The organism is Marinobacter sp., assembly GCF_033722735.1.
GTDB lineage: Bacteria > Pseudomonadota > Gammaproteobacteria > Pseudomonadales > Oleiphilaceae > Marinobacter.
This window is the reverse complement of the sequence record NZ_JAWVYN010000036.1, coordinates 1-15937: the sequence shown is the minus strand read 5'-3', so window position 1 is coordinate 15937 and position 15937 is coordinate 1. Positions and strand designations below refer to the sequence as shown.

14 protein-coding genes and 1 pseudogene are annotated in these 15937 nt (G+C 63.1%); 6 read left to right on the top strand and 9 right to left on the bottom strand.

Annotated elements, in window-relative coordinates:
* Positions 1-349: 349 nt before the first annotated feature.
* Positions 350-1339 (top strand): integron integrase, encoded by a 990-nt coding sequence (locus R3175_RS17285; RefSeq protein WP_318945591.1) that lies wholly within the window; start codon positions 350-352, stop codon positions 1337-1339.
* 107 nt (positions 1340-1446) lie between these two features.
* Here the strand turns inward: R3175_RS17285 and R3175_RS17280 are convergent, their stop codons facing one another.
* Both R3175_RS17280 and R3175_RS17275 read right to left on the bottom strand, forming a co-directional pair.
* Entirely contained in the window at positions 1447-1869 is a 423-nt protein-coding gene (locus R3175_RS17280; RefSeq protein ID WP_318945590.1) for an SRPBCC family protein, read from the bottom strand.
* Positions 1870-2009: 140 nt separating this feature from the next.
* The gene (locus tag R3175_RS17275) at positions 2010-2348 is read right to left on the bottom strand and encodes a 4a-hydroxytetrahydrobiopterin dehydratase (RefSeq protein ID WP_318945589.1); all 339 of its coding nucleotides are present in this window, start codon (positions 2346-2348) and stop codon (positions 2010-2012) included.
* 169 nt (positions 2349-2517) lie between these two features.
* Here R3175_RS17275 and imuA point away from each other — a divergent pair, with 169 nt between their 5' ends.
* From imuA to R3175_RS17260, 3 genes are read left to right on the top strand one after another with little or no spacing between them, the layout of a single operon-like run.
* Positions 2518-3207: a translesion DNA synthesis-associated protein ImuA gene (gene imuA / locus R3175_RS17270; RefSeq protein WP_318945588.1), complete on the top strand. Its 690-nt coding sequence runs from the start codon at positions 2518-2520 to the stop codon at positions 3205-3207.
* 11 nt (positions 3208-3218) lie between these two features.
* Positions 3219-4634, top strand: coding sequence for a DNA polymerase Y family protein (locus R3175_RS17265; protein WP_318945587.1), 1416 nt, complete (start codon positions 3219-3221; stop codon positions 4632-4634).
* A 6-nt stretch (positions 4635-4640) separates the two neighbouring features.
* Positions 4641-7751, top strand: a complete 3111-nt coding sequence (locus R3175_RS17260; protein WP_318945586.1) for an error-prone DNA polymerase — start codon at positions 4641-4643, stop codon at positions 7749-7751.
* A gap of 23 nt (positions 7752-7774) precedes the next feature.
* Here the strand turns inward: R3175_RS17260 and R3175_RS17255 are convergent, their stop codons facing one another.
* The 5 genes and pseudogenes from R3175_RS17255 to dbpA all read right to left on the bottom strand — a co-directional run bounded on the left by R3175_RS17255 (position 7775) and on the right by dbpA (position 13375).
* The gene (locus tag R3175_RS17255; RefSeq protein WP_318945585.1) at positions 7775-8248 is read right to left on the bottom strand and encodes a nuclear transport factor 2 family protein; all 474 of its coding nucleotides are present in this window, start codon (positions 8246-8248) and stop codon (positions 7775-7777) included.
* 131 nt (positions 8249-8379) lie between these two features.
* Positions 8380-9702, bottom strand: a complete 1323-nt coding sequence (locus R3175_RS17250; RefSeq protein WP_318945584.1) for a sodium ion-translocating decarboxylase subunit beta — start codon at positions 9700-9702, stop codon at positions 8380-8382.
* Between the two features lie 13 nt (positions 9703-9715).
* Positions 9716-11494, bottom strand: a pseudogene (gene oadA / locus R3175_RS17245) (sodium-extruding oxaloacetate decarboxylase subunit alpha).
* A gap of 42 nt (positions 11495-11536) precedes the next feature.
* Complete coding sequence (locus tag R3175_RS17240) at positions 11537-11788, bottom strand: OadG family protein (RefSeq protein WP_318945582.1); 252 nt, start codon at positions 11786-11788, stop codon at positions 11537-11539.
* A gap of 213 nt (positions 11789-12001) precedes the next feature.
* A complete protein-coding gene (gene dbpA / locus R3175_RS17235) occupies positions 12002-13375 on the bottom strand; it encodes an ATP-dependent RNA helicase DbpA (protein ID WP_318945581.1) in 1374 nt (457 codons plus the stop codon).
* A gap of 106 nt (positions 13376-13481) precedes the next feature.
* Between dbpA and R3175_RS17230 the strand changes: the two genes are divergently transcribed.
* Positions 13482-14021, top strand: a complete 540-nt coding sequence (locus R3175_RS17230; RefSeq protein ID WP_318945580.1) for a DUF2058 domain-containing protein — start codon at positions 13482-13484, stop codon at positions 14019-14021.
* An 18-nt stretch (positions 14022-14039) separates the two neighbouring features.
* Here R3175_RS17230 and R3175_RS17225 read toward each other — a convergent pair whose 3' ends face one another.
* The gene (locus tag R3175_RS17225; RefSeq protein ID WP_318945579.1) at positions 14040-14552 is read right to left on the bottom strand and encodes a hypothetical protein; all 513 of its coding nucleotides are present in this window, start codon (positions 14550-14552) and stop codon (positions 14040-14042) included.
* Positions 14553-14738: 186 nt separating this feature from the next.
* Positions 14739-15155, bottom strand: coding sequence for a hypothetical protein (locus R3175_RS17220; RefSeq protein ID WP_318945578.1), 417 nt, complete (start codon positions 15153-15155; stop codon positions 14739-14741).
* 143 nt (positions 15156-15298) lie between these two features.
* On the opposite strand from R3175_RS17220, the gene R3175_RS17215 reads away from it, so the two are divergent.
* Positions 15299-15793, top strand: coding sequence for a CHRD domain-containing protein (locus R3175_RS17215; RefSeq protein WP_318945577.1), 495 nt, complete (start codon positions 15299-15301; stop codon positions 15791-15793).
* Positions 15794-15937 lie beyond the last annotated feature (144 nt).

Here is a 15937-nt window from a genome sequence, read left to right as displayed (position 1 = left end):
TAACAGCTAATTATACGAACGCGTTCGCATATCATGTGTTCGTATAATTCCAAATCCATTGTCCAGCTAGCCCATTAAAAAAACTTTGAAAACAGAATGTTAGCGCCTAGGCCAGCATCCAGCGTGAAGATATACGCCCTGATCCTAACAGATTCTCGCCTTCCTGATGGGCGTATAATTCCGGGCCAGCTTTTGCTTACCCTTAAACATATCAGATGGTTAGCCATGTTGCCCGGAGAAATTCTGGAGTTTTGCGAACGCGTTCGTATAACTCCAGAGGCAAGAGCATTGACGGGCAAACGCTACAGACCAATACTGTATACAAATACAGCCTCAGGGATTGAGTCACATGGATGTACCACCCCCGATAGCCTCCCGGTCGCCGCGATTGATGGACCAGGTTCGCAGCCTTATCCGCATCCGTGGGCTGGCGTATCAAACGGAGAAAACCTACGTTTTCTGGATCAAGCGTTTCATCCGTTTTCACGGTGTACGACACCCCAGCTTAATGGGCACACCGGAAGTGGAGGCGTTTCTTTCCCACCTGGCGGTACAGGCCAATGCCAGTGCCGCCACGCAACGGGTTGCATTGAATGCGTTGATCTTCCTGTACCGGGAGTTTTTGGGAACGCCCCTGGATAACCTGCATTACGAGCTGTCTCGCAGGCCGGCCCGTCTGCCCACGGTGTTCAGCCCCGAGGAGGCACAAGCGGTTATCGGTCATCTGGAGGGGGTGTTCAGGCTTGTGGCCCTTATAATCTATGGTTCGGGCCTGCGTATTAACGAAACGCTCCGTTTGCGGGTAAAAGATGTCGATTTTGGCATGCAGCAAATCATCGTGCGCAACGGAAAAGGGGCGAAGGATCGGGTAACCCTGCTCCCGAACACCCTGATTGCTCCGCTAACCGAGCAGACTGAGTTTGCTCTGCACCTTCACCAGAGCGACCTGGCCCGGGGATATGGTGCGGTTTACCTTCCGAACGGCCTTGCGCGTAAGTACCCCAATGCCAGTATCGAGCCGGGCTGGCAGTACCTGTTTCCTGCGCCGGAGTTATCCATTGATCCTCGTTCCGGAATCCGCCGCCGGCATCATTTACTGGCAAGAACGGTGCAAAAGAAATTCAAGCAGGCCATCCGTCAGGCCGGAATTCACAAACCGGGGAACAGCCACACCTTCCGCCATAGCTTTGCCACCCGCCTGCTGGAAGCCGGTTACGATATTCGCACCATCCAGAAGTTGCTGGGGCATTCGGATGTTCGGACCACCGAAATCTACACCCACGTGGTCCGCAAGGGCGGCTTTGGGGTGCGTAGCCCGGTGGATGCATTGGGTAGCTGACCACCGCCGGCTCCCCCCCTCCCCCTTGTACAACCCGTTTGTTCAGGCAGCGATGATGATGTCGTTGCAGTGCAGGCCGTCGTCCTTGGCGTTCGCCGCCCCCCGGATCAGGCGAACGACTTTTTCAGGGCATCCAGCAATGCCGAATAGATGGGGTTACAGAACTCCGCCACCTCGTCGTCGGCGGCGGAGGTGAACTCCGATGACCATTCCACCCGCGTCCCCTCGCCGGAGGGGGACAGTTTGACGGTGCCGATGTAACGCTCGACGGCGTCCTTTGCCACGGGGCCCGGGCCGTCATCAATGCTGTAGGAGAAGGTGTAGTGTGCCGGGTCCATCGTCACCAGGGTTTCATGAAATGCGTCGTTCAGGATCCGTTTGGCGCCAATGTCAAGGCCGCCCTTGTCGCCTACGGCTTTGACGTCAGTGATCACACCCTCGGCCCAGGACATGTCGTGGAAGTTCCGAAGCCGGTTCCAGACAACATCAACCGGAGCATCAATGTCGATGGTGTTGTAGCAGCGTCCCATGTCGTGTCTCCTTACCGTTACGGTGAATATCCACCCAGCGACTGCAGACAAACGAGCCCCTCGGGCCGGGGCAATTTGCACGATTAATAGTGGCCTACCCCAGGGACCCGGAACCCGGTGATTTGTGACACTGGCTGGCTCTAGCCATACAACCCGCTGGTCCGCGCCGCCATGATGAAGTCGTTGCGGTGCAGGCCGCCAATCTTGTGGGTCCACCAGCGCACGGTGACCTTGCCCCACTCCACCAGCAGGGCCGGATGGTGGTTCTCCGCCTCGGCCAGATCGCCCACCTGGTTGGCAAAGGCCAGGGCCTCTACAAAGTTCTTGAACTTGAACTCCCGCCGGAGCTGGGGCTCGCCGTCCAATTCGATCACGCTCCAGCCGGGGATCTCCTGCAGCAGGGCTTGCTGCTCCTCGGCGCTCACCTGCGGGGCATCGGCACGGCAGGCTTCGCAGGCCTGTTCGGTCAATCTGGTCATGGTTGTTTCTCCCTCATTCGTCCGCTTGTCGGTCTGCGTCACACAACGTGGCTTTCCTTACAGGGTAGTTCAAGGCGCCCAGCCGGGAAGGTCCGGTGGGCCATCTGCCAGTTGAAATCCGCGCCCATTCGGAATACTGTATATTTAAACAGTATTATTGAGACAACTAATGAGCGAACTCCTCAACACCCTGATTCACGACGCCCGCGTGTGGCAGGGCCACCGCCAGGGCCGGGCCCACCAGCCCGGAGAGCGCACCGGCTATGCCGCGCTGGACCAGCAACTGGACGGTGCCGGCTGGCCGGTGGGGGCGCTGAGTGAATGCCTGCTGGACCACGAGGGCATTGGCGAGCTGCAGCTGGTGCTGCCGCTGATGCGCCGGATGGCACAGGCGGGGCGGACCGTGTTCTGGATCAATCCGCCGCACATTCCCTACGCCCCCGCCCTGGCCCGGCACGGCCTTTCCCTGGAGCAAGTGGTGGTAGTTCGCCCAACTTCCGCCGGGGACACCCTGTGGACGCTGGAGAACTGCCTGCGCTCGCCGGTGACCGGCCTGGTGCTGGCCTGGCCCGGTCGTCTGGCCAGTCGTGACATTCGCCGACTGCAACTGGCGGCCGAGGCGGGACACACCACCTGCGTGCTGTTCCGGCCCCGCCGCCAGGCCCGGCAGAGTTCCCCGGCGGCCCTGCGGCTGGAGCTGGAACCGGCCCCCCATCACGGGTTGCGGGTCAACGTGCTGAAACGCCGCGGCGGCTGGCCCGGGCAACACTGCCGGCTGGATATGGCCAGTCGCGCCGGGCAGGCGCTGCCGGCCAGCCCGCGGGTCATCGCCGGCCCCTGGGCGGGCTCCCACAGTTAGGAGACTGCATCATGCTGTGGCTCTACCTGCACTTTCCCCACCTGTTGCTGGATCACCTGCGCCGCGCCCACGAAGCGCCCGGTGCCATGGTGGTCGTGTCCGGCACCCAGCAACGGGTTGCCCAGGCCTGCCCGCAGGCACAGCAGCAGGGGGTGCAGGTGGGCATGCGGCTGAAAACCGCCCTCACCCTGGTGCCAGAGCTGGCCATTCACCAGGCGGATGAAAACCGGGAAAGTGCCGTACTGGCCCAACAGGCCCGCTGGCTGTACCGCCATGCCGCCCAGATTGCCCTGCACCCACCCGACGGCTTGCTGCTGGAGGCCAGCAGCCTGCAACGGCTGTATGGCGGCCTGCCCGCCCTCTGGCGCACCCTGCAACAGGCCCTGGCCGAGCGCCGGCTGACCGCCTGGCTGGCCACCGGCCTCACGCCCCAGGCCAGCCGGCTGGTGGCCCGCCAGGGGCCGGGGGAATGCGAGCAGGCACCGGGTCGGCTGAAGGCGCGGGTGGCGGCGTTACCGCTGGAGGCCGCCGGGTTCGAGCCCCGCACCCGGGAACGCCTGGCCCGGCTGGGCCTGACCCGGCTGGGGGAGCTGTTCCAACTGCCACCCCAGGAACTGGCCCGGCGGCTGGCCCCGGAGACCCTGGCCCATGTTCAGCAGATCCAGGGCGTTCGCCCCGACCCGCAGGCCTTCTGGCAGCCGCCGCCCCACTTTCACCAGCAGGTGGATTTTGTGCGGGAGGTGGAACAGGCCCAGGGCCTGCTGTTTCCGCTCCAGCCCATGCTGGCGGAGCTGGAGGCGGACCTGCAGTGGCGCCAGCAGGATACCGACAGCCTGCACCTGACCCTCACCCACCGGAACCGGGACACCACCCGGCTGACGGTACGCACCAGCGGGCCCGAGCACCGGGCCAGCGCCTTTGCGGAGCTGATCCGGATTCGCCTGGAGCAGCATCCCCTCACCGCCCCGGTGGTGGCCCTGGCGCTGACGGTCAGTCGCTTTCTGGCCCGCGATGCCCCCGCCAGCGCCGATTTGCTGGGGGAAACCACCAACCTGCAGGAAGCCTGGCACACCCTGGTCAGTCGCCTGCAGGCCCGGCTGGGGGACGCCGCCCTGCACCACCTGACCCCCGAGGCCGATCACCGCCCGGAGCGGGCCTGGTCGGGGGCCCCACTGCAGCGCCGGTCACCCCGGGTGGCGGACACCCTCGCCCCACCCCTGCGCCCCCTCTGGCTGCTATCCAGCCCCCAGCCACTGCAACAGACGCCGGTGGCCTGGTTGTCCGAACCGGAGCGGATCAACAGCGGTTGGTGGGATGGCGAGCGGGTGCAGCGGGACTACTACATTGCCCAGTTGCCCAGCGGACAGTTGGCCTGGCTGTTCCGGGACGTGGGGGGCGGCTGGTTCATTCACGGCTGGTTTGGGTGAGCGACCATGGACTACGCGGAACTGACCTGTTTCAGCAACTTCACCTTCCTCACCGGGGCCTCTCACCCCCACGAGCTGGCCGAGCGGGCCGTGGCGCTGGGTTACCGGGCCCTGGCGATCACCGACGAGTGCTCGGTGGCGGGGATCCCCCGGGCCTGGGCCGCGCTCAAGGACAGCCCGGTCACGCTGATCACCGGCAGCTACTTTGCCCTGGCGGACGCGCCGGAGGAGGCCGCCCGCCCCCGCTTCTTCCTGCTGGCCCGGAACCGCACCGGCTACGGCCAACTGTGCCAACTGATCACCACCGGTCGCCGCCAGGCCGGGAAGGGACACTACCGCCTGCCAGTGGCGGATGTGGAGAGCCACGCCCTCGACCACTGCCTGTGCCTGTGGCTGCCCCCCGCCGCGGACGAGGCGGATGGGCAGGCCGCTCTCGCCTGCGGCCGCTGGCTGCAGGGCTGCTTCCCGGAGCGGTTCTGGATCAGCGCCAGCCGCACCCTGGAGGCGGGCGAGGCCCAGCAGCTGGAGCGGGTTCGCACCCTCGCCGAGCAACTGGCCTGCCCGGTGGTTGCCACCGGGCAGGTTCACATGCACGCCCGGGAGTGCCAGCCGCTGCAGGACGTGCTCACCGCCATCCGGCACAACACCTCGGTGGAGCACGCCGGCCACCTGCTGTTCCAGAACGGCGAACGCTACCTGCGCCCCCTGCCGGTGCTGCAACGGCTCTATCCCGCCGCCTGGCTGCGGGAGACGGTGCGCCTTGCCGAGCGCTGCCACTTCGAGCCCGGCCGCCTGCGCTACGAATACCCCGCCGACCTGGTGCCGGATGGCCAGACGCCTGCCGCCTACCTGCAACAGCTCACCCGTGAGGGCGAGCGGCGACGGTTTCCCCAAGGCACGCCACTGCCGGTGCAGTCGTTGATCCGCAAGGAGCTGGCACTGATCAGCGAGCTGAACTACGAGCATTACTTCCTCACCCTCCACGACATCGTCAGCTTTGCCCGCAGCCGGGACATCCTGTGCCAGGGCCGGGGCTCTGCCGCCAACTCGGCGGTATGCTACTGCCTGGGCATCACCGAGGTGGACCCCACCCAGGTGGAGCTGCTGTTCGAGCGCTTCATCTCCAAGGACCGGGACGAGCCGCCGGACATCGACGTGGATTTCGAACACGAGCGCCGGGAAGAGGTGATCCAGTACATTTACCAGCGCTACGGTCGGGACCGGGCGGCGCTGGCCGCCACGGTGATCCGCTACCGTCCCCGCAGCGCCATCCGCGACGTGGGCAAGGCCCTGGGTTTCGATCCGGCAATGGTGGAGCAGTTTCTCAACGGCATCGACTGGCGGGACAGGGACACCCACTGGCGCCGGCAAATCCTCGACAAGAACCTCACCCGCAACCCCCGTATTGCGGACCAGTTCTTCACCCTGGTGGGGCAGATCATGGGCTTTCCCCGCCACCTGTCCCAGCACGTGGGCGGTTTTGTGATCAGCGCCGGGCCGCTGTCGGAGCTGGTGCCGGTGGAGAACGCCGCCATGGCCGAGCGCACGGTAATCCAGTGGGACAAGGACGACCTGGAGAGCCTGGGGCTGATGAAGGTGGACGTGCTGGCCCTGGGCATGTTGTCCGCCATCCGCAAGGCGCTGGCGCTGATCAGCCAACGCCAGGGCCGGCCGTTCGGCCTGCCGGACATCGAGCGGGAAGACCCGCGGGTGTACGAGATGCTACAGCAGGGGGACAGCATCGGGGTGTTCCAGGTGGAGTCCCGGGCGCAGATGAACATGCTGGCCCGGCTGCGGCCGGAATGCTACTACGACCTGGTAATCCAGGTGGCCATTGTCCGCCCCGGCCCCATCCAGGGCGACATGGTTCATCCCTACCTGAAGCGGCGCGCCAGCCGGGAACCGGTGGCCTACCCCAACGACGAGGTGCGCCAGGTGCTGGAACGCACCCTGGGGGTGCCCATCTTCCAGGAGCAGGCGATCAAGCTGGCCATGGTGGCCGCCGGCTTCAGCGCCGGCGAAGCCGACCGGCTGCGCCGGGCCATGGCCGCCTGGAAGTCCGATGGCGACCTCACCCTGTTCCGGGACAAGCTGATCCAGGGCATGCTGGCCCGGGGCCACAGCGAAGACTTTGCCGAGCGCCTGTACAAGCAGATCTGCGGGTTCGGTGGCTATGGCTTCCCGGAATCCCACGCCGCCAGCTTTGCCCTGCTGGTGTACGTCTCGGCCTGGCTCAAGCGTCACCACCCGGCCGCCTTCTACTGCGGCCTGCTCAACAGCCAGCCCATGGGCTTCTACTCCCCGTCCCAACTGGTGCAGGACGCCCGCCGCCACAACGTCGCCGTCTTGCCCATCGACGTCAACCGCAGCACCTGGGATCACACCCTGGAGGGACCGGACCAGCAACTGCGGTTGGGGTTCCGGCTGATCAAGGGGCTGTCCCGGGAGGCCGGCGAGCGGATCTGCCGCCAGCGCCCCGACGGCGGTTACCGTTCCACCACCGAGCTGCGCCAACGCACCGGCCTGGCCCAGCGGGGCCTGGAGGCCCTGGCCGGGGCCGGCGCCCTGGCGCCGTTCAGCGACAACCGTCACCAGGCCTATTGGCAGCTGCTGGGGCACGAGCGGGACAGCGGTGTGCTGCTGGGCGAGGCCCCGGCGGACTACCAGGCCGATACTGCCGTTGCCCTGCCCGTACCCAGCGAGGGCCAGACGATCCTGGCGGATTACGCCAGCCAGGGCCTGAGTCTGCAACGCCACCCGCTGGCCCTGTTACGGGAACAGGGCCACCTGAAACACTGCCTGAATGCCCAGCAACTGCTGGACGCGGAGCCGGGACGGCCGGTGCAGGTAGCGGGGCTGGTCACCGGGCGTCAACGACCGGGCTCGGCGGCCGGGGTCACCTTCGTCACCCTGGAGGACGAAACCGGCAACATCAACGTGGTGGTGTGGCTGGCCACCGCCCAGCGCCAGCGCAAGCCCCTGCTGACCGCCCGGCTGCTGCATGTAAAAGGGATTATCGAGCGCGAGGGGGACATCATCCACGTGATGGCCGGCAGGCTCCGTGACCTCAGCCACCTGATCAACAACCTGACCGTGCGCTCCCGGGATTTTCAGTAGCCAATCGTCCCCCCAGTCGCGACTCATGCCACCTGGCAGACACCGTACCGGGCCAGTATCCGGTCGTAATCCAGGTGGATGATTTCGCCCCGAAACTTGCCGGCCGCTTCATCCCAGGGAAAGAAAATCTGGATCGAGCATTCGATCCGTTGACCGTCGCCACGCCAGTCCTGCCAGTTTCCCAGCAGCGTGCCGGAAACGTCGGCCTCTTCGTACACGCCCTGGGGACCGATGACGATATTCTGTAGCTCGAACTTGATATCCGGAAAAGCGGACAACAGCTCGGAGTAAAATCGTGTCGCCCCGTCCTTGCCCTGCCACTTGGTGCCGGATGGTCGCATCACGTATTCACAGTCCTCGGTGAGTGTGGACATCAGCCCCTCAATGCTGCGCTGGTCTTCGGAAACGGAATGGTGTTTCCAGAGGGCTCGAATCTGCTGGTATTTCTCATCACTGTAGGCCGCATCAAGCTGCCCCCTGACGTGCTCCGGAATCATGATGTCGCCCTCCCTTGACTCTAAGGCACACCCTTCATACTAGTCGTCCCAACCGATACCCGGCAGGAATTCGGGCAATAAAAAAACCCGCCAGGCTTGCACCGGGCGGGTTTTTTGCCGAAGGGCGAGGATCAGCCGAGCAGCTTGATCATCACACCGGCGGCCACCGCAGAGCCGATGACACCGGCCACGTTCGGGCCCATGGCGTGCATCAGCAGGAAGTTCTGCGGGTTAGCTTCCAGACCGACCTTGTTGGACACTCGGGCGGCCATCGGAACCGCGGATACACCGGCAGAACCAATCAGCGGGTTGATCTTCTCTTTGCTGACCGCGTTCATCAGCTTGGCCATCAGCAGACCGGCGGCGGTACCCACACCGAAGGCGACGATACCCAGCGCCAGGATACCCAGGGTCTGGCCATCCAGGAACTTGTCCGCCATCAGCTTGGAGCCCACCGACAGGCCCAGGAAGATGGTCACGATGTTGATCAGCGCGTTCTGGGCGGTGTCGCTCAGACGCTCGACCACGCCACACTCGCGCATCAGGTTACCGAAACAGAACATACCCAGCAGCGGTGCGGCATCCGGCAGGAACAGCACCACGGCAATCAGCACCACCAGCGGGAAGATGATCTTCTCGCGCTTGCTGACCGGGCGCAGCTGGGACATCTTGATGGCCCGCTCTTCCGGAGAGGTCAGTGCCTTCATGATGGGCGGCTGGATCATCGGCACCATCGCCATGTACGCGTAGGCGGAAACTGCGATCGCACCCAGCAGGTGCGGGGCTAGAACACTGGACACGTAGATGGACGTGGGACCGTCGGCACCACCGATGATACCAATGGCGGCGGCTTCCAGAATGTTGAAATCCAGGACGCCGGTCAGATCCAGCAGAGCAGCACCGATGACGGTACCAAAGATACCGAACTGCGCCGCCGCGCCCAGCAGCATGGTCTTCGGGTTGGCCAGCAGCGGACCGAAGTCGGTCATGGCGCCAACACCCATGAAGATGATCAGCGGACCCACGGTACTGCCGATGATGACCTGATAGAAGTTGTACAACATGCCATTGCCGTAGCCGAAGTCCTGGGCCAGGCCGTTAGCCATGGCGACCTGGGCCGCGGTGGCATCTTTATAGGCATACTTGAACGACTCCATCACCTCCGGCGTCACCGCCTGTCCGGCCTGGTAGGACACGTCCAGGGAGCCGGCCAGCGCCGCCAGCACTTCCGGCTTGGCGAAGTGGATGGCATTTTCCGCGGCAGACAGGGCCAGCCCTGCCTCCGGAATGTTCGCCAGGATGCCACCGAAGCCAATCGGCACCAGCAGCAGCGGCTCAAAGCCCTTGCGGATCGCAAGGAACAGCAGCAGAAGGCAGACGGCGATCATCACCACCTGGCCAAAGGACATATTGAACAGGCCACTGCCTGTCCAGAGCGTAAGTAACTTATCCATGGAATGCTGGCCCTTATGCGATTGTCAGCATTTCATCATCAACAGCGACGGCATCACCGACCTTGATGAACACTTCACCGATGGTGCCACCTTTCGGGGCCCGTACTTCGGTTTCCATCTTCATGGCTTCAAGGATGATCAGCACGTCGCCCTCTTCCACCACATCACCCGGGTTCACCAGGACCTTGAAGATGTTACCGCCCAGCGGAGCCAGCACCGGCTCGCCGCCGCCGGCAGGTGCCGGAGCCGCAGCAGGGGCGGCTGCCGCACCACCCTGCGCTTCGATCTGGCTGATCTCGCCGCCTTCGCTGACCGCAACCACGTACTCTTTGCCGTTGACGGTGACGGTGTAGGTTTCCGGACCACCAGCCTTCTTGGCGGGCGCGGTCTCTTCACCGGTCGGTACCGGCTCGAAGGCATCCGGATTGCCACGGTTCTCCAGGAACTTCAGGCCGATCTGCGGGAACAGGGCGTAGGTCAGGACGTCGTCGACTTCCTGCTCCGCCAGCTTGATGCCCTTGTCACCGGCAATCTGCTTAAGCTCATCGGTCAGCTTGTCCATTTCCGGCTCGAGCAGATCCGCCGGACGGCAGGTCACAGGCTCCTTGCCTTACAGGACTCGCTCCTGCAGTTCCTTGTTGAACGGAGCTGGTGCCGAACCGTACTCGCCTTTCAGGACCGCAGCGGTTTCCTTGGAGATGGACTTGTAACGCTCGCCGGTCAGCACGTTCAGTACTGCCTGGGTACCCACGATCTGGGAGGTCGGGGTCACCAGCGGGATGAAGCCCAGGTCTTCGCGGACCTTGGGGATCTCGGCCAGCACGGCGTCAAACTTGTCGCTGGCGTTCTGCTCACGCAGCTGGTTTTCCATGTTGGTCAGCATGCCGCCCGGTACCTGGGCGGTCAGGATGCGGGAGTCCACGCCCTTCAGGCTGCCTTCAAACTTGGCGTACTTCTTACGGACTTCCCGGAAGTAACCGGCAATGTCTTCCAGCAGGTTGAGATCCAGCCCGGTGTCGCGGTCGGTGCCTTCCAGGATCGCCACCACGGCTTCGGTGGGCGAGTGACCGTAGGTCATGGACATGGAAGAGATGGCGGTATCGACGTTGTCGATGCCCGCTTCCGCTGCCTTGATGGCGGTGGCGGTGGACATGCCGGTGGTGGCGTGGCACTGCATGTGAATCGGAACGTTCAGTTCCTTCTTCAGGCGAGACACCAGATCGTAGGCCACGTAGGGCTTCAGCAGACCGGCCATGTCCTTGATGGCGATGGAATCGGCACCCATGGACTCGATCTCCTTGGCCAGCTCCACCCACATGTCGATGGTGTGAACCGGGCTCACCGTGTAGGAGATGGTGCCCTGGGCGTGCTTGCCAGTCTTGCGAACCGCCTTGATGGCGGTGTCCAGGTTGCGCGGATCGTTCATCGCATCGAAGATACGGAACACGTCAACGCCGTTTTCGGCGGCACGATCCACAAAGCGCTCAACCACGTCGTCGGCGTAGTGGCGGTAGCCCAGCAGGTTCTGGCCACGCAGCAGCATTTGCTGCGGCGTGTTGGGCATGGCTTTTTTCAGTTCGCGAATACGCTCCCAGGGATCTTCGCCCAGATAACGGATGCAGGAGTCGAATGTCGCGCCGCCCCAGGATTCCAGGGACCAGAAGCCTACCTTGTCGAGCTTCTCGGCAATGGGAAGCATGTCGTCGAGACGCATGCGGGTTGCCAGCAGGGACTGGTGGGCGTCACGCAGGATAACGTCCGTAATCCCCAACGGTTTCTTTGTGTCTGTCATCGTGTCAGCCTTCTGTTTAAAGGTTCTAATTCGTCTTCCGGATCACTTTTTGTGGCGTGCCCGGAACTGTGCAATCGCCTTCTTGATCGCTTCAGCGGTGTCGGGGTCGACCGACGTGGGTGCTGAGGGCTTTGCACGAGGAGTTCTTACCGGGGTGGCCGGCTCAGGCGGCGTCAACCGGGAGATGAGCTTGGACATGATCAGGGTCGCGAACACCAGAATGACCAGGAACGCGAAAACAAACCCCATACCCGCAATCATCAGGTCAACGGCTTGTGACATCAGGTTATCCATAGCGAATAACTACCTGTATTGATTAAATTGATTTTCCCCGAACCGCCTTCTCTCCACAGGCGCGGCCGGTCGGGCACTTTTCGGGGGGCAAAATCCCGCGTAATTTACCGGTTTCCGGTTTAGGGAGCAACCTAAACAGACGATTCGAATGGGCCAATCCCTTTGCCTGTTGGGGCGAAAATCCGCCGCCGGCGTAATCGGAACGATTTCGGTTCAGGCCATTCGCACCCGGAACTGACGCCCCTTGATCCGGCCTTTCTCCAGTCGCCTCAGGGCCTTGCGGGCTGACTGCGCTTCTATGGCCACAAAGCTCTGGAACTCGAACAGATCGATCTTGCCCACGGCACTGGCGGGCAATCCGGCGTCCCCGGTCAAGGCTCCCAGTATATCGCCCGGCCTCACCTTGTTCTTTCGACCCCCGGCGATGACTAGGGTTCGCACGGCCGGGGCCACCGGCTGGTCCGGGATGGCCAGCAGTTCCGCGGTCTCGCCCCAGGCAAGCTCGGAACGGCGCTCCTGCTCCAATCGCGTCACCCGATGGCCCTGCTTCGGAGTACAGAAGGTGATGGCGTGGCCCGCCTCCCCTGCCCGGCCGGTGCGGCCAATACGATGGGTGTGGACCTCGGCATCCCGCGCCGGTTCGACATTCACCACCAATGGCAGCCCCTGGATATCCAGCCCGCGGGCGGCCACGTCGGTGGCCACCAGTACCGTGGCGCTACCATTGGCAAAGCGCACCAGCACCGCATCCCGGTCTCTCTGCTCCAGGTCGCCGTGCAGCGCCAACGCCCGGAAGCCGCGACCGGATAACGTCTCGGCGATGTCATCACACTGCTGCTTGGTGGTACAGAAGGCAATGCAGGCGGCTGGCTGGCGCTGTGACAGCACCGCCGCCAGCGCATCGGTTTGCTGGCCGGGCTGGATCTCGTAGAACAGCTCCTCGATATCCGGTTCCGGCTCGGTGTCCGCCACCCGGATATCAACGGGCGCACGCTGGTAGCCCTCACTGAGGCGGCGGATATCGGCCGGCCAGGTGGCCGAGAACAGCAGGGTCTGCCGGGTTGGCGGTGTCTGGCCAAGAATGTCCTCGATCGAATCGCTGAACCCCATGTCCAGCATCCGATCCGCCTCATCCAGCACCAGCATGCTGAGCTGCGCTAGCGACAGGGTGCCCTTGCGCAGGTGGTCCTGCACCCTGCCGGGCGTGCCCACCACAATATGGGCGCCGTGGCTGAGGGAGCCTATCTGGGGCCCAATGGCCACGCCACCGCACAGGGTGAGCACTTTGATATTGTGACGCGCCCGTGCCAGGGCTCTGAGCGCCTTGGCCACCTGATCCGCCAGCTCCCGGGTGGGACACAACACCAGCCCCTGCACTGCGAAATGCCGGGGCCGCAACCGCTCAATCAACCCGATGCCAAACGCCGCGGTTTTGCCGCTGCCGGTTCGGGCCATGGCGATCACATCCTTACCGCCCAGCACGGCCGGCAAGGCTTCCGCCTGGATGGGGGTGGGTTGTTGATAGCCAAGCCGGTCCAGGTTGGTCTGCATGGCCCGGGAAAGCCCTAACACACTAAAAGACGACATAAAGGAAGGTCCGGGAAAGTGAATGGACGGTTACGGGATCGAATCCGGTCGGCGTATACTACCGGAACAGCAATCGAGTGTGTGGAATTCAGTAACGGAGCAGTTGATGGCATCACTTCAGGATCAACTCCTAAAGGCCGGCCTGGCCGACGAAAAGAAGGCCAAGGCCATTCGCCAGGAAAAACGCAAGAAACGCAAACAGCAGCCCAAGGGCGCCGTCGAAGTCAATGAGGCTCAGCTTCGAGCACAGAAGGCCCGCGAGGAAAAGGCCGAACGGGACCGCCAGTTGAACCTGGCCCGACAGCAGGAGGCGGAGAAGAAGGCCATCCAGGCCCAGATTCGCCAACTGGTGGAGACCAACCGGCTGGACCGCTCCAGGGGGGAGGAATCCTACCAGTTTGTCCATGACAAGAAGATCAAGAAGATCCCGGTGGCCTCCGACATGGTCGACCCGCTGTCAAGAGGACGCCTGGCCATTGTCTTCGTCAACGGTCACTACGAGGTGGTGGCCGAGGCCGTGGCCCGCAAGATCATGGAGCGGGACGAGCAGGCGGTTGTGGTGCTCCACGACAAAGCCCAGCAGAGCGAAGCGGATGAAGACGATCCCTACGCGGGCTACGAAATCCCCGACGACTTGATGTGGTAACGGTTTCCCGCCCTCCTGTCAGGGGCCGGCCAGGTAAAAGAGCAATGGCACTGGCGCCACCGCCAGCGCCATTGTGAGGAGATACTGGTAGTAGGGTATCAGCCGGCTCATGCCCAGGACCATCCCGATGCCGCCACCCCCTCCGATGAGGGCATTGCCCGGCGTATTGAGCAACACCGCCACTGTTACGAAACGGTGCCTGAGTACGAACGGCAAGACGCCCCCCGGCACTCGCCGGTACAAAAGCTCCAGACGCTCCGAGTGTGACCGGCCCTCCATTTGCCGGGCCAGTTCCGCGGCCCTGGCAAAGTGCAGCCAGGACAGCAACCGACTGATGCTGTTCCCGGGCATCAGCCGGCCAAGGCCATAGCTCAACGACAGCGAGGCGACGGTACTCAGGTAAACCAGCAGCGCCCCCTCCCCGCCCAGCAAAACCAGCAGCGCCAAACCAATCTCGATGCCCGGCATGAACGGCACGGCCATCAGCAGGATATACAAGCCAGTCGCGGTGAGCACAATCATGTGTAGCATCGGTTCATGGCGGGGAAAAACCTGGAAATTCAGAGCCTGCACCAACCAATGGCCGGCCAGATTCAGCCCGACAGCCAATCCGACCAGGAGCAACAGCTTAGCCCAACGATTCACTGCAACCATGCCCAGGAGCCCCAAGCCCAGCCCGGCGACGGGGTAACCGCCTCAGCTCGTTAATTTCCAGGACTATTTGGCCAGTTGGCCCTCAAACCGGTATTCCCTGCGAATGTCCCAGTACCAACGTTCTTTGGTCCAGACCACCTCTGCTTCCATCCGGTCACCATTCCGGCTACCCCGCCATACCATAGTGCCGTGGGAAGGACTGACCGATGTGGCCTGAAAGGTGACCCCGCCCAGCTCCTGGCTGACGGAATAGGCAGCCGGCTCAAAACCATATTCTTTGCACGCTTCCGAGATAAAGCGGCCATCTCGAAAAATCAGCCGGTCGACATCGCCACCGGAGGTGGCCCCCGCCTCCCGCAGCACTCCCTCAAAAATCGCGCCCTCGAGTGTTCCCGCCACCTCTTGCGCGCTTGCAACACCGTGGCCGCCCAGCGTCAGCAACAGCGCCACCACCAGCGGCCAGCTTTTGGCAGTCATCATCACGCCACCTCCCGGACTCCCCTCCAGCTCAGCTTAGCTCAATTTATCGACAGTTTTTTTCGTGGTTGGTGCATCCAAACCTGCGTCGATCACGAACTTATAGAGGAAATGAATCAAAACAATCTGTTTTCAGGAGAATGGCGATGAAACTCAAAGCAACCCAATCCGCTCTTTTGGCCACCACCCTGCTAGCCAGTGGCGCTACCCTCGCAGGCCATGCTAACCACGTAATTTCCACTCACCTGTCCGCCGATAGCCTGGTAGGCACCGCGGGCGCCCCTGACGGTAAGGGACACGCCCATGTCTTCGGCATTGACGGCGACCCGACCACCCTGTGTTACGTCATCCAGGTTGAAGACATCCAGATGGTGCCTGTGGGCGAAGGTATGGCCGCCCATATCCACGAAGCCGCTGCCGGCAGCAACGGAGCCCCCATCGCCATGCTGGCCGGGCCGGAAGACGGGGATGCCGCAGACTGCCTGACGGAAGGCGAGGAAGGCAAGTTTCCAACCGGCGAGGCGGGCATTGTGAAGCGGATTCTGGAGAATCCTGAAGACTTTTACATCAACGTCCATAACCCGGAATATCCGGCTGGGGCCATTCGGGGTCAGTTGATGAAAGCGGATCACGGGAGGTAGAAAGCTTCGGTCGAACCTCTTTCGGTTCAAATCCCATCTGACAAATGAAAACGCCTCATCACCGGGGTTTACGATGATGAGGCGTTTCAGATTTGGCGCGGCTGGGAGGATTATTCGGGCCTTTGGCCCTCACCCCTTCGGGGC

Bases quoted from the DNA above. Each gene is read 5' to 3' on its own strand.
- R3175_RS17285 (WP_318945591.1), top strand. From the start codon at position 350: ATGGATGTACCACCCCCGATAGCCTCCCGGTCGCCGCGATTGATGGAC.
- R3175_RS17225 (WP_318945579.1), bottom strand. From the start codon at position 14,552: ATGCTACACATGATTGTGCTCACCGCGACTGGCTTGTATATCCTGCTG.
- R3175_RS17220 (WP_318945578.1), bottom strand. From the start codon at position 15,155: ATGATGACTGCCAAAAGCTGGCCGCTGGTGGTGGCGCTGTTGCTGACG.
- R3175_RS17230 (WP_318945580.1), top strand. From the start codon at position 13,482: ATGGCATCACTTCAGGATCAACTCCTAAAGGCCGGCCTGGCCGACGAA.
- R3175_RS17260 (WP_318945586.1), top strand. From the start codon at position 4,641: ATGGACTACGCGGAACTGACCTGTTTCAGCAACTTCACCTTCCTCACC.
- R3175_RS17215 (WP_318945577.1), top strand. From the start codon at position 15,299: ATGAAACTCAAAGCAACCCAATCCGCTCTTTTGGCCACCACCCTGCTA.
- R3175_RS17240 (WP_318945582.1), bottom strand. From the start codon at position 11,788: ATGGATAACCTGATGTCACAAGCCGTTGACCTGATGATTGCGGGTATG.
- R3175_RS17280 (WP_318945590.1), bottom strand. From the start codon at position 1,869: ATGGGACGCTGCTACAACACCATCGACATTGATGCTCCGGTTGATGTT.
- R3175_RS17250 (WP_318945584.1), bottom strand. From the start codon at position 9,702: ATGGATAAGTTACTTACGCTCTGGACAGGCAGTGGCCTGTTCAATATG.
- imuA (WP_318945588.1), top strand. From the start codon at position 2,518: ATGAGCGAACTCCTCAACACCCTGATTCACGACGCCCGCGTGTGGCAG.
- R3175_RS17275 (WP_318945589.1), bottom strand. From the start codon at position 2,348: ATGACCAGATTGACCGAACAGGCCTGCGAAGCCTGCCGTGCCGATGCC.
- R3175_RS17255 (WP_318945585.1), bottom strand. From the start codon at position 8,248: ATGATTCCGGAGCACGTCAGGGGGCAGCTTGATGCGGCCTACAGTGAT.
- dbpA (WP_318945581.1), bottom strand. From the start codon at position 13,375: ATGTCGTCTTTTAGTGTGTTAGGGCTTTCCCGGGCCATGCAGACCAAC.
- R3175_RS17265 (WP_318945587.1), top strand. From the start codon at position 3,219: ATGCTGTGGCTCTACCTGCACTTTCCCCACCTGTTGCTGGATCACCTG.